Annotated in this window: 21 protein-coding genes; 15 read left to right on the top strand and 6 right to left on the bottom strand. The window is 71.3% G+C overall.

Translation table 11 applies throughout. The annotated features are described in order from the left end of the window. Window positions 1-17: 17 nt before the first annotated feature. The 6 genes from H6927_10430 (at window position 18) to H6927_10405 (ending at window position 5,977) form a co-directional block, all read left to right on the top strand. Window positions 18-881 (top strand): branched-chain amino acid ABC transporter permease, encoded by an 864-nt coding sequence (locus tag H6927_10430; protein MCP5218512.1) that lies wholly within the window; start codon window positions 18-20, stop codon window positions 879-881. Then, window positions 878-1,876 carry a branched-chain amino acid ABC transporter permease gene (locus tag H6927_10425; GenBank protein ID MCP5218511.1) on the top strand — a complete coding sequence of 333 codons (999 nt, stop codon included), beginning with the start codon at window positions 878-880 and terminating at the stop codon, window positions 1,874-1,876. Before H6927_10430 ends, H6927_10425 begins: the two co-directional genes overlap by 4 nt. Beyond that, the gene (locus H6927_10420) at window positions 1,866-2,630 is read left to right on the top strand and encodes an ABC transporter ATP-binding protein (GenBank protein MCP5218510.1); all 765 of its coding nucleotides are present in this window, start codon (window positions 1,866-1,868) and stop codon (window positions 2,628-2,630) included. Before H6927_10425 ends, H6927_10420 begins: the two co-directional genes overlap by 11 nt. 82 nt (window positions 2,631-2,712) lie before the next feature. Further along, entirely contained in the window at window positions 2,713-3,441 is a 729-nt protein-coding gene (locus tag H6927_10415; protein MCP5218509.1) for an ABC transporter ATP-binding protein, read from the top strand. 117 nt (window positions 3,442-3,558) lie between these two features. Then, window positions 3,559-4,464: a CoA transferase gene (locus H6927_10410; GenBank protein MCP5218508.1), complete on the top strand. Its 906-nt coding sequence runs from the start codon at window positions 3,559-3,561 to the stop codon at window positions 4,462-4,464. 100 nt (window positions 4,465-4,564) lie between these two features. Next, complete coding sequence (locus tag H6927_10405; GenBank protein MCP5218507.1) at window positions 4,565-5,977, top strand: RNB domain-containing ribonuclease; 1,413 nt, start codon at window positions 4,565-4,567, stop codon at window positions 5,975-5,977. 55 nt (window positions 5,978-6,032) lie between these two features. Here the strand turns inward: H6927_10405 and H6927_10400 are convergent, their stop codons facing one another. After that, window positions 6,033-6,659 carry a DUF924 domain-containing protein gene (locus H6927_10400; protein ID MCP5218506.1) on the bottom strand — a complete coding sequence of 209 codons (627 nt, stop codon included), beginning with the start codon at window positions 6,657-6,659 and terminating at the stop codon, window positions 6,033-6,035. A 93-nt stretch (window positions 6,660-6,752) separates the two neighbouring features. On the opposite strand from H6927_10400, the gene H6927_10395 reads away from it, so the two are divergent. Continuing rightward, window positions 6,753-8,804, top strand: a complete 2,052-nt coding sequence (locus H6927_10395) for an elongation factor G (protein MCP5218505.1) — start codon at window positions 6,753-6,755, stop codon at window positions 8,802-8,804. A 3-nt stretch (window positions 8,805-8,807) separates the two neighbouring features. On the opposite strand, the gene H6927_10390 is transcribed toward H6927_10395, so the two are convergent. Both H6927_10390 and H6927_10385 read right to left on the bottom strand, forming a co-directional pair. Continuing rightward, window positions 8,808-9,284, bottom strand: coding sequence for a CHRD domain-containing protein (locus tag H6927_10390; protein ID MCP5218504.1), 477 nt, complete (start codon window positions 9,282-9,284; stop codon window positions 8,808-8,810). Beyond that, window positions 9,284-9,913: a CHRD domain-containing protein gene (locus tag H6927_10385; protein ID MCP5218503.1), complete on the bottom strand. Its 630-nt coding sequence runs from the start codon at window positions 9,911-9,913 to the stop codon at window positions 9,284-9,286. Before H6927_10385 ends, H6927_10390 begins: the two co-directional genes overlap by 1 nt. Before the next feature lie 153 nt (window positions 9,914-10,066). Here H6927_10385 and H6927_10380 point away from each other — a divergent pair, with 153 nt between their 5' ends. The 8 genes from H6927_10380 (at window position 10,067) to H6927_10345 (ending at window position 16,054) form a co-directional block, all read left to right on the top strand. Next, window positions 10,067-10,480, top strand: a complete 414-nt coding sequence (locus tag H6927_10380) for a PaaI family thioesterase (GenBank protein ID MCP5218502.1) — start codon at window positions 10,067-10,069, stop codon at window positions 10,478-10,480. A gap of 28 nt (window positions 10,481-10,508) precedes the next feature. Continuing rightward, window positions 10,509-11,060: a DOMON-like domain-containing protein gene (locus H6927_10375; GenBank protein ID MCP5218501.1), complete on the top strand. Its 552-nt coding sequence runs from the start codon at window positions 10,509-10,511 to the stop codon at window positions 11,058-11,060. Further along, a complete protein-coding gene (locus H6927_10370) occupies window positions 11,057-12,274 on the top strand; it encodes a DUF1343 domain-containing protein (GenBank protein ID MCP5218500.1) in 1,218 nt (405 codons plus the stop codon). The genes H6927_10375 and H6927_10370 overlap by 4 nt, the downstream gene beginning before the upstream one ends. A gap of 69 nt (window positions 12,275-12,343) precedes the next feature. Further along, window positions 12,344-12,697, top strand: coding sequence for an arsenate reductase (glutaredoxin) (arsC, locus tag H6927_10365; protein ID MCP5218499.1), 354 nt, complete (start codon window positions 12,344-12,346; stop codon window positions 12,695-12,697). Then, complete coding sequence (locus H6927_10360; protein ID MCP5218498.1) at window positions 12,694-13,308, top strand: chromate transporter; 615 nt, start codon at window positions 12,694-12,696, stop codon at window positions 13,306-13,308. The genes arsC and H6927_10360 overlap by 4 nt, the downstream gene beginning before the upstream one ends. Further along, entirely contained in the window at window positions 13,305-13,901 is a 597-nt protein-coding gene (locus H6927_10355) for a chromate transporter (protein MCP5218497.1), read from the top strand. The genes H6927_10360 and H6927_10355 overlap by 4 nt, the downstream gene beginning before the upstream one ends. Window positions 13,902-14,022: 121 nt before the next feature. After that, window positions 14,023-14,454, top strand: a complete 432-nt coding sequence (locus H6927_10350; protein ID MCP5218496.1) for a tripartite tricarboxylate transporter TctB family protein — start codon at window positions 14,023-14,025, stop codon at window positions 14,452-14,454. Window positions 14,455-14,491: 37 nt separating this feature from the next. Beyond that, window positions 14,492-16,054, top strand: coding sequence for a tripartite tricarboxylate transporter permease (locus tag H6927_10345; GenBank protein MCP5218495.1), 1,563 nt, complete (start codon window positions 14,492-14,494; stop codon window positions 16,052-16,054). Here the strand turns inward: H6927_10345 and H6927_10340 are convergent. The 3 genes from H6927_10340 to H6927_10330 are packed head-to-tail and all read right to left on the bottom strand — an operon-like array spanning window position 15,987 to window position 19,026. Continuing rightward, on the bottom strand, window positions 15,987-17,396 hold the full coding sequence (locus H6927_10340) for a sensor histidine kinase N-terminal domain-containing protein (GenBank protein MCP5218494.1): 1,410 nt from the start codon (window positions 17,394-17,396) through the stop codon (window positions 15,987-15,989). The two genes, H6927_10345 and H6927_10340, sit on opposite strands and share 68 nt — an antisense overlap. Continuing rightward, the gene (locus tag H6927_10335) at window positions 17,393-18,079 is read right to left on the bottom strand and encodes a response regulator transcription factor (GenBank protein ID MCP5218493.1); all 687 of its coding nucleotides are present in this window, start codon (window positions 18,077-18,079) and stop codon (window positions 17,393-17,395) included. Before H6927_10335 ends, H6927_10340 begins: the two co-directional genes overlap by 4 nt. Further along, complete coding sequence (locus H6927_10330) at window positions 18,076-19,026, bottom strand: MBL fold metallo-hydrolase (GenBank protein ID MCP5218492.1); 951 nt, start codon at window positions 19,024-19,026, stop codon at window positions 18,076-18,078. Before H6927_10330 ends, H6927_10335 begins: the two co-directional genes overlap by 4 nt. Window positions 19,027-19,065: the final 39 nt, after the last annotated feature.

The following is a 19,065-nucleotide window of genomic DNA, read 5'->3' as shown; positions in this document are numbered from 1 at the left end:
GAGCCTGACCCACCTTCATGGACCTCGCCAACTTCCTGATCCAGCTGCTCAACAGCGTGCAGTACGGGCTGCTGCTGTTCATGCTGGCCGCCGGCCTGACGCTGATCTTCGGCATCATGGGCGTGGTCAACCTGGCGCACGGCAGCTTCTACATGCTGGGGGCCTACCTGGCGTATGCGCTGTCGGCGCAGCTGGGCAGCTTCAGCGCCGCCATCGTGGTGGGCACGCTGCTGTCGGTGGTGTTCGGCCTGGTGCTGGAGCGCGTGCTGTTTCGCCACTTCTACCAGCGCGACCACCTCGACCAGGTGCTGCTGACCTTCGGGCTGATCTACATCTTCGAGGAGTCGCGCTCGCTGCTGTGGGGCGACGACGTGCACGGCGTGCCGGTGCCGCCGCTGCTGACCGGGTCGCTGCCGCTGACCGAGACGCTGTCCTACCCGCTGTACCGGCTGTTCATGATGGCCCTCTGCGTTCTGCTCGCCGTCGGCCTGTACCTGCTGATCGGCAAGACGCGGCTGGGCATGAAGATCCGCGCTGGCGCCTTCAACCGCGACATGACCGAGTCGCTGGGCATCAACATCAAGCTCATCCACGCCGTGGTGTTCGCCATCGGCGTGGCGCTGGCCACGGTGGCGGGCATGATCGCCGCGCCCATCTCCAGCGTCTACCCCAACATGGGCTCGTCGGTGCTGATCATGTGCTTCGTGGTGGTGGTCATCGGCGGCATCGGCTCGGTGCGCGGCGCGCTGGTGGCCGCCCTGCTGGTGGGCCTGGTGGACACCTTCGGCAAGGTGCTGCTGCCGCAGGTCTCCAGCATGCTGGTGTACATGCTGATGGCGGCGGTGCTGCTGTGGAAGCCCGAGGGTTTGTTCAAGTCATGACGGCCCCCGCCACCCACCTCGAAGCCCTGCCCCGCGCCATGCAGGCGCTGCTGGCGCTGGGCCTGGCCGCGCTGGCGCTGTTTCCCTTCGTGGGCAGCGACTTCTACCAGCAGATGGTCGTGCGCATGATGATCCTGGCCATCTTCGCCATGAGCCTGGACCTGCTGCAGGGCGTGACCGGCCTGGTGTCGCTGGGACACGCGGCCTACTTCGGCATCGCCGGCTACGCGCTGGCCTTCTTCACGCCGCAGGGCGAGCCCGTCAGCCTGTGGTGGACGCTGCCGGCCGCCGTGCTGGTGGCCGGCGCGGCGGCGCTGGTGATCGGCTTTTTCGTCGTGCGCACGCGCGGCATCTACTTCATCATGGTGACGCTGGCCTTCGCGCAAATGGTGTTCTACCTGGTGTTCGACAACAAGGCGCTGGGCGGCTCGGACGGCCTCTACATCAATTTCCGGCCCGACGCCGGCCTGTTCGACCTGGAGAACAAGCGCGTCTTCTACTACTTCACGCTGGTGTGCCTGCTGGGGGTGTTCGCCTTTCTGCGCCGCCTGCTGTGGAGCCCCTTCGGCCGCGCGCTGGCGGGCATCCGCGTCAACGAGCACCGCATGCGCGCCGTGGGCTATGGCAGCTTCGGCTACAAGCTGGCGGCCTTCACGCTGGCCGGCGCGCTGGCCGGACTGGCGGGCTACCTGTGGGGCGCTCAAAGCGGCTTCGTCAACCCCGAGCTGATGGGCTTTCACCAGAGCGCGCACACGATCATGATGGTGATCCTGGGCGGCATGGGCAACTTCGCCGGCGCCATCGTCGGCGCCTTCGCCTTCGAGATCATGCTGGACGTGTTCAAGGACCTGCCGGCCATCGGCGCCTTCGACACCGGCAAGCACTGGCAGCTGTGGATGGGCCTGTTCATCGTGGGGGTCATCTGCTTCGCGCCGCGCGGCATCCTGGGCCTGGTGCAGCGCGTGATCGGGCGTGGGGACAAACATGGGCGTTGAAACCCTGCTCAGCGCCCACCGGCTGACCAAGAAGTTCGGCGGCCTGGCGGCCGTCAACGAGGTCTCGATCGACCTGTGGCAGGACCGCATCCACGTGGTGATCGGCCCCAACGGCGCGGGCAAGTCCACGCTGACCAACCTGCTGTCGGGCGATTTGCCGCCCACCTCCGGCCGCATCGAGCTGGCCGGCCAGGACATCACGCGCGCCGCGCCCGAGCAGATCTCGCGCCACGGCCTGGGCCGCAGCTACCAGAAGACCAACATCTTCGCGCCCTTCACCGTGTGGGAGAACGTGCGCCTGGCCGCGCAGTCGCGGGCGCCGCAGCAGCCCTGGAACCCGCTGCGCTGGTGGCGCAACGCGCAGGCGGACCGTGCCGTCAACGAGCGCGCCGAGGCCGCGCTGGAGCTCGCGGGCCTGGCCGAGCGCCGCCACACCATCGCTGGCGCCGCCAGCCACGGCGAGCAGCGCCAGCTCGAAGTGGCCATGACCCTGGCCACCCAGCCGCGCGTGCTGCTGCTGGACGAGCCGCTGGCCGGCATGGGCACGGCCGAGGCCGAGCGCATGGTCGAGCTGCTGCTGCGCATCAAGCCCCGGCACGCGATGATGGTGGTGGAGCACGACATCGACGCCATCTTCACGCTGGCCGACCACCTGACGGTGATGGTCAACGGCACGGTGATCGCCAGCGGCGAGCCCGCCGCCATCCGCGCCGACCGCGGCGTGCAGGCCGCGTATCTGGGCGAGGACCATTGACATGGCCACCCAAGCCAACGCCAACCTGCCCGACGACCCCAACGACCCGCTGGCACCGCGCCCGCGCGCCGACGATGTGCCGATGCAGGCAGCGGACAACGCCGAACTGCTGATCCACGCCATCGGCCTGCACAGCTACTACGGCGCCAGCCACATCCTGCGCGGCATCGACTTCGCGGTGCGCCGGGGCGAGACCATCGGCCTGATGGGCCGCAACGGCATGGGCAAGAGCACGCTGCTGAAATCCATCATGGGCCTGGTCAAGCCGCGCGCCGGCGGCGTGCTGGTGATGGGCAAGCCCATGACCGGGCGCGCGCCCTACGAGATCGCGCAACTGGGCGTGGCCTACGTGCCCGAGGGGCGCGGCATCTTCGGCAACCTGTCGGTCACCGAGAACCTGAAGATGGCGGCCCGCCCCGGCACGCGCGGCCAGCGCGACTGGACCTACGAACGCGTGCTGGAGACCTTTCCGCGCTTGGCCGAGCGCCTGAACCACGGCGGCCAGCAACTGTCGGGCGGCGAGCAGCAGATGCTGACCATCGGCCGCGCGCTGATGACCAACCCCGACGTGCTGATCCTCGACGAGGCCACCGAAGGCCTGGCGCCGCTGATCGCGCGCGAGATCTGGCGCATCTGCGCGCTGATCAAGGGCAGCGGCATCTCCAGCGTGATCGTCGACAAGAACTGGCGCCACGTCACCGAGATCGCCGACCGCAACGTCATCCTGGTCAAGGGCGAGGTCGCGCTCGAGGCCACGTCGGCGCGCATCCAGGCGCAGCCCGAGCTGCTGACGCAGCACCTGGGCGTGTGACAGCCAGCACCCAAAAACTTCGGTTTTGATAGCTGGTTGCGCTTGATTGGCGGGGGCCACAAGCCCATTTGGCTTGAATGTGCGGTATAACCGGGCGATCCACCGCCCGCCCGCACCATGCCCGCATCCACCGCCTTTCGCCCCCTGCGCGGCACGCGCATCGTCAGCCTGGCGCTCAACCTGCCCGGCCCGGCCGCGCTGATGCGCCTGCGCGCGCTGGGCGCGCGCTGCCTCAAGGTCGAGCCGCCCGGCCCGGCTCCCGCCGTCAGCGGCGACCCCATGGGCCAGTACAACCCCGGCGCCTACGGCCAGATGCACGATGGCATCCGCAGCCTCACGCTCGACCTCAAAAGCGAGCGCGGCCGCGCGCAGCTGGCGCGCGAGCTGGCCAGCGCCGACGTGCTGCTGACCTCGTTCCGCCCCTCGGCGCTGGCCAAGCTGGGCCTGGGCTGGGCCGCCCTGCGCCGCGCCCACCCGCAGCTGTCGCTGATCGAGATCATCGGCGCCGCCGGCGAGCGCGCCGAGGAGCCGGGGCACGACCTGACCTACCTGGCCGAGGCGGGCCTGATCACCGGCACCGCCCTGCCCCCTTCCCTGCTGGCCGACATGACCGGCGCGCTGCTGGCCGTGGAGGCCACCCTGGCCGCCCTGCTGCAGGTCCGCGCCAGCGGCCGCGGCGTGCACCGCCAGGTGACGCTGCTGGGCGCCGCCCAGTGGCTGGCGCTGCCGCGCAGCTGGGGCCTGACCCTGCCCAGCGGCGCCGTCGGCGGCGCGCACGCGGGCTACAAGGTCTATCCCTGCAAGGACGGGCGCGTGGCCTTCGCCGCGCTGGAGCCGCACTTCGCCGCCGCCCTGTTCCGGGTCGCCGGCCTGCCGCCGCCCGACCTGCGCGCACCCTTCGCCCCCGCCTCCCACGCCGTCATCGCCGCCTGGGCGCTGGGCAAAACGCGCCGCCAGCTCGACGCGCTGGGCCGCGCGCACGACCTTCCGCTGTACACCCTGCCAAGCGCCAAGGCCGCCTGACTGCCGACGGCAAACGACCTGCCGAAGACTGGAGCCGCCCGTGAACAAGCACCTGCACCCCAACCAAAAAGACGAGCTGGCCGAACTGGCCGTGGCCGCCATGCGCGAGCGGGGCTTGCAGCCCGAGTTTTCCGGTCCGGCGCTGCAGCAGTTGCGCGCCATCGACGGGCCGGGCGAGGCCGAGGGCACCGACATCGTCGACCTGACCGGCCTGCCGTGGTGCTCCATCGACAACGACGACTCGCGCGACCTGGACCAGCTCACCGTCAGCCAGGCGCTGGACGGCGGCAACGTGAAAATCCTGGTGGCCATCGCCGACGTCGACGCCCTGGTCGAGAAGGACACCCCCATCGACCGCCACGCGCAGGTCAACACCACCAGCGTCTACACCTCGGCGCGCATCTTCCCGATGCTGCCCGAGAAGCTCTCGACCGACCTCACCTCGCTCAACCCCAACCAGGTGCGCGTCGCCACCGTCACCGAGATGGTGTTCGCGCCCGACGGCGCGCTGGTGCGCAGCCACATCCAGCGCGCGCACGTGCGCAACCAGGCGCAGCTGGCCTACGACGCCGTGTCGGCCTGGCTCACCGGCGACGGCCCCCTGCCCGAGGCGGCCGACCGCGTGCCCGGCATGGACCAGCAGCTGCGCACCCAGGATTCGGTCGCGCAGCAGCTGCGCGCGCGCCGGCGCGAACAGGGCGCGCTCGAGTTCCAGACCTTGCAGCCGCGCGCCGAGTTCGACGACGGCCGCGTGGTGGCCATCCGCCAGCAGGAGCAGAACCGCGCGCGCCAGCTGATCGAGGAGTTCATGGTCGCCACCAACGGCGTGACCGCGCGCTACCTGGCCGGCAAGCGGCGCGCCGCCATCCGCCGCGTGGTGCGCTCGCCCGAGCGCTGGGCGCGCATCGTCGAGCTGGCGGCCGAGCACGGCTGGCCGCTGCCGCCCGAGCCCGACTCCAGCGCGCTGGAGAAATTTTTGCAGGCCGAGCGCCGGCGCGATCCGCTGCGCTTTCCCGACCTGTCGCTCACCATCGTCAAGCTGATGGGCCGCGGCGAGTACGTGGTCGAGCGCCCGGGCGGCCCCAGGATCGGCCACTTCGGCCTGGCGGTGCGCGACTATTCGCACAGCACCGCGCCCAACCGCCGCTATCCCGACCTCATCAGCGGCCGCCTGATCAAGGCGGCGCTGGCGGACGTCTCGTCGCCCTACTCGCACACCGAGCTGGAGATGCTGGCCAGCCACTGCACGCGCCAGGAAGACGCGGCCAACAAGGTCGAGCGCCAGCTGCGCAAGTCCGAGGCCGCCATGCTGCTGGAGGAGCGCATCGGCGAGGTGTTCGACGGCGTGGTCACCGGCCAGTCCAAGGGCAACACCTGGCTGCGCACCTTCGACCCGCCGGCCGACGGCAAGCTGCTGCCCAGCCGCGAGCTGAAGGTGGGCGACAAGGTGCGCGCCAGGCTGGTGAACACCAACGTGACGCGCGGCTTCATCGACTTCGAGCAGGTCGGTTAGTCCTGATTTGATAGCTTATCGCGCTTGCCGGATGCCGGCTACAGCCTGATTTTTATCAAAATCCCGCCCCCGGCTGCGCCAGATAGGCCTGCTCCTCGGGCGTGCTGACGCGCCCCAGGATGGCGTTGCGGTGCGGAAAGCGGCCGAAGCGCGCGATCACGTCCTGGTGCTTGCGGGCGTAGTCCAGCGTGCCGTCGAAGAACGCCCTGGGCTCGGCCCCCGGTGCGTCGCGCAGGGCGGCAAACAGCGCCACGCTGCGCGCCTGCAGCGCCGCGTCCTCGGCGTGCTCCAGCGGCAGGTAGCAAAAGATGCGCGCCATGGGCGGCACCGCCTGGTCGTGCCCACGCGCCAGACCCTCCAGCGCGACGGCCAGGGCCTTCGCGTCGGCCGCAAAGCTGGCGGGGCGGCCGCGAAACACGTTGCGGCTGAACTGGTCGAGCACGATCAGCAGCGCCAGGCGGCCTTCGGCGCTGTCGGCCCAGGCGTCCAGCCGGCCGGCGCGCGCGGCCTCGATGACGGCTGAAAAGCGCTGGGCCAGCATGGCGTCGAAGGCCTCGTCCTTCTGGAACCACTGCGCCTGCATGCGCGCCATGGCGGCGGCGTCGAGCGGACAGGCGCCCAGCCACAGGCGCAAAACGTCGGCGGCAAGGGCCGGCAAGGGGGGTGGTGCAGAGTCGGTCATGCCCGCATTCTGGCGTCGCTGGCGCGGGTTTGCCAGTGTGCGCGCCCCGGCCCATGCTGGCATGATGAAGCGAACTTCGAGGAGTGAACCGCGATGACCCACGACGCCAACGCATCCATCGAAACCCTGCGCACGCTGGCCCTGGTGGGCGCTTCGGGCAGCGGCAAGACCAGCCTGGCCGAGGCCCTGCTGCACGCCAGCGGCGCCATCGGCGCGATGGGCAGCGTCGAGCGCGGCAGCACCGTGAGCGACCACGACCCGATGGAAGTCAAGGCGCAGCATTCGCTGCAGGCCTCGGTGCTGCACCTCGGGCACGCGGGCTGCCGCATCCACCTGATCGACACGCCCGGCCTGCTGGACTTCATCGGCCACAGCCTGCCCGCGCTGGAGGCGGTGGAGACGGCCGCCATCGTCGTCAACGCCGCCACCGGCATCGAGCCCATGACGCGGCGCATGATGGAGCAGGCCGCCGAGCGCGGGCTCGACCGCATCATCGTCGTCAACAAGATCGACGCCGAGGGCGTGGACCTGCCCGCCCTGCTGGGCGACATCCAGGCCAGCTTCGGCAAGGCCTGCCTGCCGCTGAGCCTGCCCGACGCCGGTGGCACGCGGGTGGTGGACTGCTTCTACAACCGCGAAGGCCACAGCGACTTCGGCGCCGTGGCCGACGCGCACCGCGCGCTGGTCGAGCAGGTGGTGGAGGTCGACGGCGCCTTCGTCGAGCGCTACCTGAACGAGGGCGACGTCGACGCCAGCGAGCTGCACGCGCCGCTGGAGCAGGCGCTGCGCGAGGGGCACCTGGTGCCGGTGTGCTTCGTCTCGGCGCGCAGCGGCGCCGGCGTGCGCGAACTGCTGGACGTGATGGTCAAGCTGCTGGCCAACCCCACCGAAGGCAACCCGCCCGACTTCCTGAACGGCGCGGACGAGGCCGCCAAGCCCCTGCACGCGCGGCCCGACGCCACGGCCCACGTGCTGGCGCACGTGTTCAAGATCAGCATCGACCCCTACGTGGGCAAGCTGGGCTTCGTGCGCGTGCACCAGGGCACCATCGCGCCGGGCGCGCAGCTTTACGTGGGTGAGGGACGCAAGCCCTTCAAGGTGGGCCACCTGTACCTGCAGCAGGGCAAGGACCACGTCGAGCTGGCCAGCGCCGGGCCGGGTGCGATCTGCGCCATCGGCAAGGTGGACGAGCTGCAGTTCGACGCCGTGCTGCACGACGCGGCCGAGGACGAGCACATCCGCCTGAAGCCCATGGCCTATCCGGTGCCGGTGCACGGCATCGCCATCACGCCCAGGCGGCGCGGCGACGAGCAGCGCCTATGGGAGGTGGTGGGCAAGCTGGTGGCCGAAGACCCCTGCCTGCGGCTGGAGCGCGCCGACGGCACGCACGAGACCATCGTGCGCGGCCTGGGCGAGCTGCACCTGCGCGTGCTGCTCGAGCGCCTGCGCGACATCCACAGGTTCGAGGTGGACACGCACCCGCCGCGCATCGCCTACCGCGAGACCATCACCCAGAACGCCGCCGCGCAGTACCGCCACAAGAAGCAGAGCGGCGGCGCCGGCCAGTTCGGCGAAGTGCACCTGCGCGTGGAGCCGCTGGCGCGCGGCGCGGGTTTCGAGTTCGTCGACCAGGTCAAGGGCGGCACCATTCCGGGGCAGTTCATGCCGGCCGTTGAAAAAGGCGTGCGCGAGGCCCTGGCCGAAGGCGTGATCGCCGGCTACCCGGTGCAGGACGTGCGCGTGATCGTGCACGAGGGCAAGCACCACCCGGTGGACAGCAAGGAGGTGGCCTTCGTCACCGCCGGCAAGAAGGCGTTCCAGGCCGCCATGCGCGAGGCCAAACCCGTGGTGCTGGAGCCCATCGCGCGCCTGCAGATCACCGCGCCCGAGGGCGCCACCGGCGCCATCACGGGCGATTTGTCGGCGCGCCGCGGCATCGTCAGCGGCACCGACGGCGGACGCGACGGCGAGCTGACCATCAGCGGCCAGGTGCCCCTGGCCGAGCTGGCCGACTACCAGAGCCGGCTCAACGCCATGACCGCCGGCCAGGGCCGCTATTCGCTGGCGCTGTCGCACTACGCGGCCGTGCCGCCGGCGGTGCAGCAGCAGCTGGCCAGCCAGTACCACCAGCCGGTGGACGAATGAAGCTCAGCGGCGCTGCTCGATCAGCTGGCCGCGCAACTCGCCCTGCGGGTAGCTGGCCGTGCTCAGGTTGACGTACCACTGGCCGGCCAGCAGGTCGGCGCGCTGGTGCGGCGTCAGCATGGCGCGGCCCTCGGACGGGCTGATCACCGAGCGGCCCAGCGACAGCACGGCCGGCGCCACCTCGCCGCCCATGCCGGGGCTGTGAAAACTGGCGCCGCGCACCGGCCCGCTCAGGCCCGAGAAGCGCAGCTTCCAGCGCAGCAGCCCGGTGTTGCGGTTGAGCACAGCCAGCAGCTCGCCGTGCGCCGGGCTGTCGTTGGCGGGCACGGCCTCGCGCCCGCTCAGCTGGGCGCTGAAGGCGGCCAGCTCGGGCAGAGGCAGGGACACCGGCGGCGGAGCCGTCGGGCGCGGCGCCGGGCCCAGCGCGCAGCCCGCCGCCAGCGCCGCCAGCGCCAGTGCGATGGCCAGGCGCGCGCGCATCAGTTGACCACCTGCAGCTGGCCGCGCAGCTCACCCTGCGGGTAGCTGCTGGTGAACACGCTGACGTACCAGCGCCCGCCCACCAGGTCGGCGGCCTGCTGGGGCGTCAGCGTGGCGCGCCCTTCGTAGCGGGTGCCGAACGGGCTGGGCCAGATCATGGTGGCCGGCGCGTTGTGCGCCGCGTCCGCCGGGCCGTGAAACTGCACCGCCGTGATGGCGCCGGCCAGCCCATCCCACGACGCCTTCCAGCGCAGCACGCGGGTGCTGCTGTCGTACAGCGCGTCCAGCCGCCCGGCGGCGCCGCTGCGCGCGGGCGGGATCACGCTGGCGCCGTCCATGGTCGTGGTCAGCGTCACCAGGTTGGGGTTGGCCTCGGGGCCGGGCGCCGCCACGGGCGGCAGCGGCTGCGGCGCCGATGGCGGCGGCGCCGGCACCGGCATGGGCTGCGCGCCCATGGGCTGCGGCGCGGGCGCCGGCGCGGCGGGCGTGGCCGGCAGCGGCTCGGGCATGCGAATGGGCGGCGGGCTGTAGCGCGGGCCCAGGTCGACCGTGCCGCAGGCGGCCACCAGCACGGCCGCCATCAGGACGGCGAGCGTGCCGCGCAAACGAAGCGAATGGATCTCAAGCATGGACAAATCCTTGGCATCGACGCCACCGGGCATGTGCCGCCTCCTTGGCGCCGATTTTAGGCATGCCGGCCGTGCCGGCACGTTACCGATCGCCACCGCCTCGCCTGCTATGCTGGACCGGTTGACACTTCTGCCCTCAGCGGGCCTCCAGCCATGCTCACCCTGTCCAACGTGCAAGAAGTTCTCGAGCCCCTGCTGCCCGGCCTGATGGGCGTGCGCCTGCTGCAGGTGTCGCCCGAGCGCGTGCGCGCCGAAATGCTGGTGCGAGCCGACCTGTGTACCACCGGCGGCACCCTGCACGGGGGCTCGTTCATGGCGTTTGCCGACACGCTGGGCGCCGTCGGCACGGTGATCAACCTCAAGCCCGGCCAGAACACCACCACCACCGACTCCAGCACCAAGTTCATCGCCGGCGCGCCGGTGGGCACGGTGGTGACGGGCGAGGCCGTGGCCCTGCACCGCGGGCGCAGCACCCAGGTGTGGCAGACCACCGTGACCAACGCGGCCGGCAAGCTGTGCGCCGTGGTCACGCAGACCCAGTTGATCCTGGAGCCGAAACCGGCCTGAAGCGCCGGGCTTTGCCCCCGCCCCGACCGTGAGCACCTGGCTGCTGCAGCCCCACCCGGCCACGCCCTGCCCGGCCGTCCGCCGCCTGCACGCCTGGCAGGCGCGCACGGCCGACGGCTGGCGCCTGCGCTACACCCTGGACGGCGCGCCCAGCGCCTTGCGCCTGCCGCCGCCCGCCCGGCACCCGGGCCCCGCCGACGGCCTGTGGCGCCACACCTGCTTCGAAGCCTTCGTCGGCACCCCGGGCAGCAGCGCCTATCTCGAATTCAACTTCTCGCCGTCCGGCCACTGGGCCGCCTACGCCTTCAGCGCCGAGCGCCAGCGCGACCTGGCGGCGCCGGCCCTGCCCGCGCCGCACATCACTTGCACTCAGGATGTGCAGCACTTGGTGCTCGATGCCGTGCTGCCGGCGCACGGGCTGCCCGACACCGACGGGGTCATCGGCCTGAGCGCCGTCATCGAAACCGCCGACGGCCAACTGAGCTATTGGGCGCTGGCGCACCCGCGCGCGCAGCCCGACTTTCACCACCGCGCTGGCTGGACGGCGCACCTGCCTGCCCCTGACACCAACACCCCATGAAATCCGGCCTCGAACGTTTTCTAGCCGACCCCGCGCTGCGCGCACCACTCAAGGGCCGGCGCGTGGCCCTGCTGGCCCACCCGGCCTCGGTCACGCGCGAGCTGACGCATGCGCTGGACGCGCTGACCGCCCTGCCCGACGTGCGCCTCACAGCGGCCTTCGGCCCGCAGCACGGCCTGCGCGGCGACAAGCAGGACAACATGGTCGAGTCGCCCGACTACGCCGACCCGCGTCTGGGCATCCCGGTGTTCAGCCTGTACGGCACGGTGCGCCGCCCCACGCCGGCCATGCTGGACACGTTCGACGTGCTGCTGGTGGACCTGCAGGACCTGGGCTGCCGCATCTACACCTTCATCACCACGCTGCGCTACGTGCTGGAGGCCGCCCACGCGCACGGCAAGGCGGTGTGGGTGCTGGACCGCCCCAACCCCGCCGGCCGGCCGGTCGAAGGCTTGAGCCTGCGCCCCGGCTGGGAGAGCTTCGTCGGCGCCGGCCCCATGCCCATGCGCCACGGCCTGACGCTGGGCGAGCTGGGCCACTGGTTCATCGCCACGCTAGGCCTGCAGCTGGAATACCGCGTCATCACCATGACCGGCTGGCAACCCGATGCGGCGCCCGGCTTTGGCTGGCCCATGGGGCCCGACGACTGGCGCAGCTGGGTCAACCCCAGCCCCAACGCCGCGTCCCTGGGCATGGCGCGCGCCTATGCCGGCACCGTGATGCTGGAGGGCACCACGCTGTCGGAGGGGCGCGGCACCACGCGGGCGCTGGAGCTGTTCGGCGCGCCCGACCTCGACGCGCGCCGCCTGCTGGCCGACATGCGCGCCCTGGCCCCTGACTGGCTGCGCGGCTGCCGCCTGCGCGAGTGCTGGTTCGAGCCCACCTTTCACAAGCACGCCGGGCAGCTGTGCGCCGGCGTGCAGATCCACGTGGAAGACCCGGCGCACTACGAGCACGCGGCGTTCACGCCCTGGCGCCTGCAGGCGCTGGCCTTCAAGGCGCTGCGCCGCCAGGCACCCGACTACCCGCTGTGGCGCGACTTTGCCTACGAGTACGAGCACGACCGCCTGGCGATCGACCTGATCAACGGCAGCCCGCTGCTGCGCGAATGGGTGGACGACGCCAGCGCGCCGCCGGCCGCGCTCGACGCGCTGGCCCGCGCCGACGAGCAGGCGTGGCGGCAAACGCGCCAAGCGTTTATGATTTATGAATGAAATCGGCCGCTGGCCCCTGTTGACAAAGCGCAGGCAGCTACACCAACGATAGCAATCGAGACCACGACCATGAGCGGCGTCACCCTCTATCACAACCCCAAGTGCAGCACCTCGCGCAAGGCGCTCGAGCTGCTGCGCGAGCGTGGCGTCGCGCCCACCATCGTCGAATACCTCAAGACCCCGCCCAGCGCGGCCCAGCTGAAGGCCATCGCCCGCGCCAGCGGCCAGCCGCTGCGCGCGCTGCTGCGCACCAAGCAGCCCGAATACCTGGAGCAGCGCCTGGACGACCCCGACCTCAGCGACGACCAGCTGGCCGCCGCCATGCACGCCACGCCGGTGCTGATCGAGCGGCCCATCGTCGTCACCGCCAAGGGCGCGCGGCTGGGGCGGCCAGTCGAGAACATCCTGGAAGTCCTGGACTGAGCGCCGTGCCGGCCCCCACCGACGCCGCCCCCGGCGCCCCGCGCTCGCGCGCCGACCTGTTCTGGTCCTTCTCCTGGCTGGCGCTGCAGGGCTTTGGCGGCGTGCTGGCGGTGGTGCAGCGCGAGCTGGTGGAGCGCAAGCGCTGGCTCACGCGCGAGCAGTTCGTCGAGGACTGGGCGGTGGCGCAGATCATGCCCGGCCCCAACGTGGTCAACCTGTCGATGATGATCGGCGACCGCCACTTCGGCCTGTCGGGCGCCATTGCCGCGCTGGCCGGCATGCTGGCCCTGCCCAGCCTGGTGGTGCTGCTGCTGGCGGCCGGCTTTGCCAGCGTGGCCGACACGCCCCAGGCCCAGGGCGCGCTGCGCGGCATGGGCGCGGTGGCGGCCGGCCTGATCCTGGCCACCGGCCTCAAGCTGATCGGCGCGCTGCGCGCCAACCCCATGGGCCTCGCCGCCTGCCTGGGCCTGGCCGCGCTCACCGTCGTCGCCATGGCGGTGTTCAAGCTGAGCCTGGCCGTGGTGCTGGGCGTGCTGGGCGGCGGCGCCTGCCTGTGGGCCTGGCGCTGCCTGGGCCGCCCGCCGGCGACCGACCAGAAGCCGCCATCATGAGCATCCACCTGAGCGCGGCCGACTGGCTGGATCTTTTCGTACGCTACCTGTCGCTGTCGCTGCTGGCGGTAGGCGGCGCCATCGGCACCGCGCCGGCCATGCACCGCTACCTGGTGATCGACCGCCAGTGGCTGACCGAGCCGCAGTTTGGCAGCTCCATCGCGCTGGCCCAGGCCGCCCCCGGGCCCAACGTGCTGTTCGTCGCCCTGATGGGCTGGAACGTGGGCCTGAACGCCGGCGGCGGCCCCGCGGCCGGCTGGCGCGCCTATGCGCTGGCGCTGCTGGGCGCCGGCATCACCATGCTGGGCATGCTGCTGCCCTCGGGCGTGCTGACCTACACCGCCACGCGCTGGGCGCACCGCAACCGCACGCGCCGCTCGGTGCGCGCCTTCAAGGCCGGCATGGCGCCCATCGTCATCGGCCTGCTGCTGGTCACCGGCTGGCTGCTGACCGGCGCCCACGACCAGCCGGCGCGCGACGCGCCGCTGTGGCTGCTGACCGCCGCCACCACGCTCGTCGTCTGGCGCACCCGGCTGCACCTGCTGTGGCTGATCGGCGCCGGCGCCTTGCTGGGCGCGCTGGGCTGGGTGTAGACGTCGCGCCGGATCGCCGGCGCCACCTGTCTGGAAGCTGTCGTACGTAGTTGCCGAAGTGGTGACGCGCGAGGTCGTCGCGAACAATGAAAAGGTCACGCTTTTCGGGTTCGACCACGACATGAACGACCAAAACCTGCTCAAGGGGCTGCTGCTGGCGGCCGTCGCGCTGGCCTTCGGCCTGGGCGCATTCCGCTACCCCATCGGTGAGTTTTCACGCGCCGGGCCGGGCCTGTTTCCGCTGGTGATCAGCGGCATCCTGATGGTGATCGCCATCGTCAGCATCGTCCGGTCGCGCTTCGTGGAGCGGGTGCCGCTGGACTTCAGCATCCGCAACATCGTGATCATCATGGTGGCGCTGTGCGGCTTTGCCCTGGTGTCCCAGTACGTCAACATGGTGCTGGGCATCGCGTTCATGGTCTTCGTCTCGACCATCGCCGGCGACAGCTACTCGTGGCAGCGCAACCTCAAGATCAGCATCGCCCTGATCGTCGTGGCCTACGCGTTCCACTACCTCCTGGGGCTCAACCTGCCCTTGCCAGGCCCTTACTGATCCCGCCTCGATACGCCCCATTTTCGAGAACCGCCCCATGGAAACACTGCAAAACCTGGCCTTCGGCTTTGAGCACGCGCTGACGCTGCACAACCTGATGTACTGCGCCATCGGCTGCTCGGTGGGCACCCTGGTGGGCCTGCTGCCCGGCCTGGGGCCGCTGGCCACCATCAGCCTGCTGCTGCCGCTGACCTACTCGATCTCGACCACCGGCGCGCTGATCATGCTGGCGGGCATCTACTACGGCGCCCAGTACGGCGACAGCGTGAGCGCCATCACCATGAAGATGCCACACGCCACCAGCATCGTGGCCTGCATCGACGGCTACCAGATGACGCTCAAGGGCAAGACGGGGCTGGCGCTGTTCACCGCCGGCGTATCCAGCTTCATCGGCGGCACGGTGGCCATCGTGGTGCTGGCCTGGCTGGCGCCCACGCTGGGCGAGGTGGCCTTCAAGTTCGGGCCGGCCGACTACTGCGCGCTGATGATGTTCGGTTTTCTGTGCGTCAGCTTCGTCACCACCGGCAGCCTGTTGAACGGCTTCGCCATGTGCATGATCGGCGTGCTGCTGGGCCTGGTGGGCACCGACGTCAACAGCGGCATGGCGCGCTACACCTTCGATCTGCCCAACCTGGCCGACGGCGTGAGCCTGGTGAGCCTGGCGCTGGGGTGCTTCGGCATCGCCGAAATCACCAAGAACCTGGACGCCCACGAGCAGCGCTCGCCCTTCAACGGCACGATCAAGCTGATGCCGACCTGGCCCGAGTTCAAGCGCATCTTTCCGAGCGCGCTGCGCGGCAGTGCCGTGGGCTCGTTCATCGGCATCCTGCCGGGCGGCGGCGCGGCGATCGCCCAGTTCGCCGCCTACGCGCTGGACAAGAAGGTCAGCAAATACAAGGACGAGATCGGCTCCGGCGCCATCGAGGGCGTGGCCGGGCAGGCGGCGGCCGACGAGGCCGCGGCGCGCACCAGCTTCATCCCGCTGATGAGCATCGGCATCCCCGAGAACGCGGTGACGGCGCTGATGCTGGGCGCCTTCATCATCAAGGGCATCCAGCCGGGCCCCAACATGATCGCCAGCCACCCGGAGCTGTTCTGGGGCCTGGTGGCCAGCATGTGGGTGGGCAACGTGTTCCTGCTGGTGCTGAACGTGCCGCTGGTGCGCTACCTGCTGTCGATCTTCAAGATCCCGTACAACGTGCTGTTCCCGGCCATCCTGTTCTTCTGCTGCATCGGCACCTACAGCATCAACAACAACCTGGACGACATCTACACCACGGCGATCTTCGGCCTGATCGGCTACGTCTTCATGCGCTTCGGGCTGGACGCCGCGCCGCTCATGCTGGGCTTCATCCTGGGCCCCATGCTGGAGGAAAACTTCCGCCGCACCCTGCTGCTGAGCCGTGGCAGCTTCGAGATCTTCGTCGAGCGCCCGATCAGCGGCACCCTGCTGGGCCTGATCGCGCTGTTCATCACCTGGCAGGTGCTGGCCTTCTACTTCAAGGCACGGGCCAAGAGGCGGGAAGCCGCGCTCACGCCGCCGCCCCTGCCGGTTGCGCCACTGGCCGACCGGGTGCCGGAAAGCGGATCCGCACCCTGAAGCCGGCACCGGCCGCGCTCGTCTCGATCGCGGCCGTCGCGCCGTGCAGGCGCGCGATGTCGGCCACGATCGCCAGCCCCAGTCCGCTGCCGGTGCCGCCGGCGCCACGGCTCCGGTGAAAGCGCCGCCACAGCAGCTCGCGCTCGTCGGCGGGCACGCCGGGGCCATCGTCTTCCACGCTCAGTTCGGCGCCGCCCTCCAGCATGCGGGTGCGAACCGTGACGCGGGCACCGCGCCCCGCGTGCTCGATGGCGTTGTGGATCAGATTGCCGATCAACTCGTCCAGCAGCACCGGGTGGCCGTCGACCACGGCCGGCTCGAGATCGAAGCCCAAATCCTGCCCCGCCTGCAGCGCGGGAGCGAGCCAATGGTCGGCGCTGCCGGCGGCCAGCTGGCGCAGATCGACCCGCTGGGGCATCGCCCGGGCCTCCAGCGCCGCGCCCTCGGCGCGCGCCAGCGACAGCAGCTGCTGCGCCAGGCGGCTGCCGCGCTCGGCCGCCAGGTGCAGGCGCTCCAGCGCGGGTTGCAGGGCCGCGGGATGCTCGCTGGCGAGCAGCTCCGACGCCTCGACGCGCACGATGGCCCAGGGCGTGCGCAGCTGGTGCGCGGCATCGGCCACGAAGGCGCGCTGCGCGCCGGCGGCCTCGCGCAGCCGCGCCAGCAGGGCGTTGAGCGTCTGCACGAAGCCGGCCACTTCGCCGGGCATGCTTCCGGCGTCGATGGCGCGCAGCTGACGCGCATCGAGCCGGCCGATGGCGTCGGACGCGCGCTGCAGCGGCTGCAGCACGCGATGGATGGCCAGCAGCGCCAGGGCAGCCAGCGGCAGCGCCAGCGCCAGCGCGCCGACGGCCGCGGCCAGCACGGCGGCGCGCAGGGCCGCCGTGCGCTTGCCCTTGGTTTCGGCCACCAGAACGGGGCACACCCGGCCGCCTTCGGCGCACGGGTCGCCGTACGCGGCCACGCGCATCGGCCGGCCCTGGAGCGCGCCGTCGAAAAACAGCCACTGGCCGGCGGCCAGCGCCGCCGGCGCCAGCGCCGCGAGTTCCGCGCTGCCCCCCAGCACATGCCCGGCCGGATCGGCGACGGAAAACACCGTCTCATCGACGAGGTCGGCACTCAGCGCCCTGGCCGTCTGCGCGCTGATCGGCAGGCTGAGCTGCCCCTGGTGGTCCTCCACGATCTGCGACAGCGCCACCGCCGTGTCAGTCAGCGAGCGGTCCAGCGAATCGAGCGCCGGCGTCAGCACCAGCACGTAGATCATCGCCGCCGCCAGCGGGATAAGCGCGGCCAGCGACAGCGCCAGCCACAGCCCGAAGGTGCGCCGCAGGCTGGGGCGTGTCATCGAACCCCATCCGTCGGCGCGGCCGGCTCCAGCAGGTAGCCCAGGCCGCGCACCGTGCGCAGCCGCACGCCCGCCGGCTCGATCTTGCCGCGCAGGCGCGACATCAGCAGCTCCATCGCGTTGTCGGAGGTGGCGGCGGTCCAGTCCGGGACCAGCGCGGCGAGCTGGTCGCGCGCCACGATGGCGCCCAGGTGCATGAGCAGGTATTCGACCACGATCGACTCGCGCGCGGTCAGGTTGAGCGCCTGCTCGCCGTGGTAGGCACGGCGCAGCGCGGCGTCGAAGCGCAGCGCGGCCACCTGCAGCACCCGGCTGCGCCGCAACGCGTGGCGCCGCACCAGCGCGTGCAGGCGCGCCAGCAGCTCGGGCACGGCAAAGGGCTTGACGAGGTAGTCGTCGGCCCCGTTGGCCAGGCCCAGCACGCGGTCGTCGATGCTGTCGCGCGCCGTCAGCATGAGCACCGGCAGGCTCGAGCCCTGCGTGCGCACCTGGTCGAGCGTCTCCAGGCCGTCGATGCCGGGCAGGCCGATGTCGAGCACCAGCGCGTCGTAGTCGTCCTGCAGCACCGACTTGGCCACCGGCTCGCCGCGGTGGCTGACGTCGACGTGCCAGCCCCGCGCGCGGATGGCCTCGGCAACGGACTGCGCCAGGGTGACGTCGTCTTCGACCAGCAGGATGTTCATGCGGGCTTGGCGCGTGCCGCCTGGTCCAGCCACACGCCCAGGCCCTGGGCGTTCAGCTCGATGTCGATCGCCAGCCACTCGGCCGCCGCGGCCACGCCGCCGGTCCAGCCGTGCCGCAGGGCGCGGCCGGTGTAGAGCGCGCTCAGCTCGGCGCGCAGCCGCGCGTGGCGCTCGCTTGCCGGCAGCGCCGCGGCCGCGCGGCCGATGTCCACCATGGCGTCGATCTGCTCATGCAGGTCGGCGGCCAGGCGCTCGACCGGCAGCAGCGGGCCGTAGTGGGTGAGACAGACCGCCGACGGCTTGAGGGCCACCAGCCGGTCGATGGAGCGGTGCAGCGCCGGCGGATCGAACTCGCTCGGCGACGTGGCCGGCACGATGAACGGCCCCTGCGTCGAGTCGAACTCGCGGTAGGACACGCCGAAGGTGTCGCCGCTGAAGACCCAGCCCGAGGCCGGATCGAAGATGGCGTTGTGGTGCCGCGCGTGGCCCGGCGTGTCCAGGCAGACCAGACGCCGGCCCGCCAGGTCGACCTCGTGGCCGTCGGGTGCCTGCACCACGCGCTCGGCCGGCACCGGCACCAGGCGGCCGTAGCTGCGCTGCATCTCGGCCTCGCCGTACACCGCCGTGGCACCGGCCCACAGGCGGCTGGGGTCGATCATATGGCGCGCGCCGCGCGGATGCACCACCAGGCGCGCGTGGGGCAACTGGCGCAGCAGCGCGCCCGCGCCACCGGCGTGGTCCAGGTGCACGTGCGTCAGGATCAGCCAGTCCACGTCGGCCGGCGCCAGGCCGGCTTGCGCCAAGGCCGCCAGCAGGCGCGGCACCGAGTGGTTGACGCCGCAGTCGATGAAGGCGCCGCGGCCCTTTTCAACGACCAGGTAGGCCGCATCGAGGCGCGGACGCACGAAGCCGGTGTCGATGACGTGGATGCCGTGGGAGTCGTTCATGGGGGCATGGGCTTGGGACGCTGTGCGAATTCTGGCCCA

Source organism: Burkholderiaceae bacterium (assembly GCA_024235995.1).
In the GTDB taxonomy this organism is placed as follows: domain Bacteria; phylum Pseudomonadota; class Gammaproteobacteria; order Burkholderiales; family Burkholderiaceae_C; genus Ottowia.
Note: the sequence above shows the minus strand (reverse complement) of the source record. Positions and strands in the feature narration are given on the sequence as shown.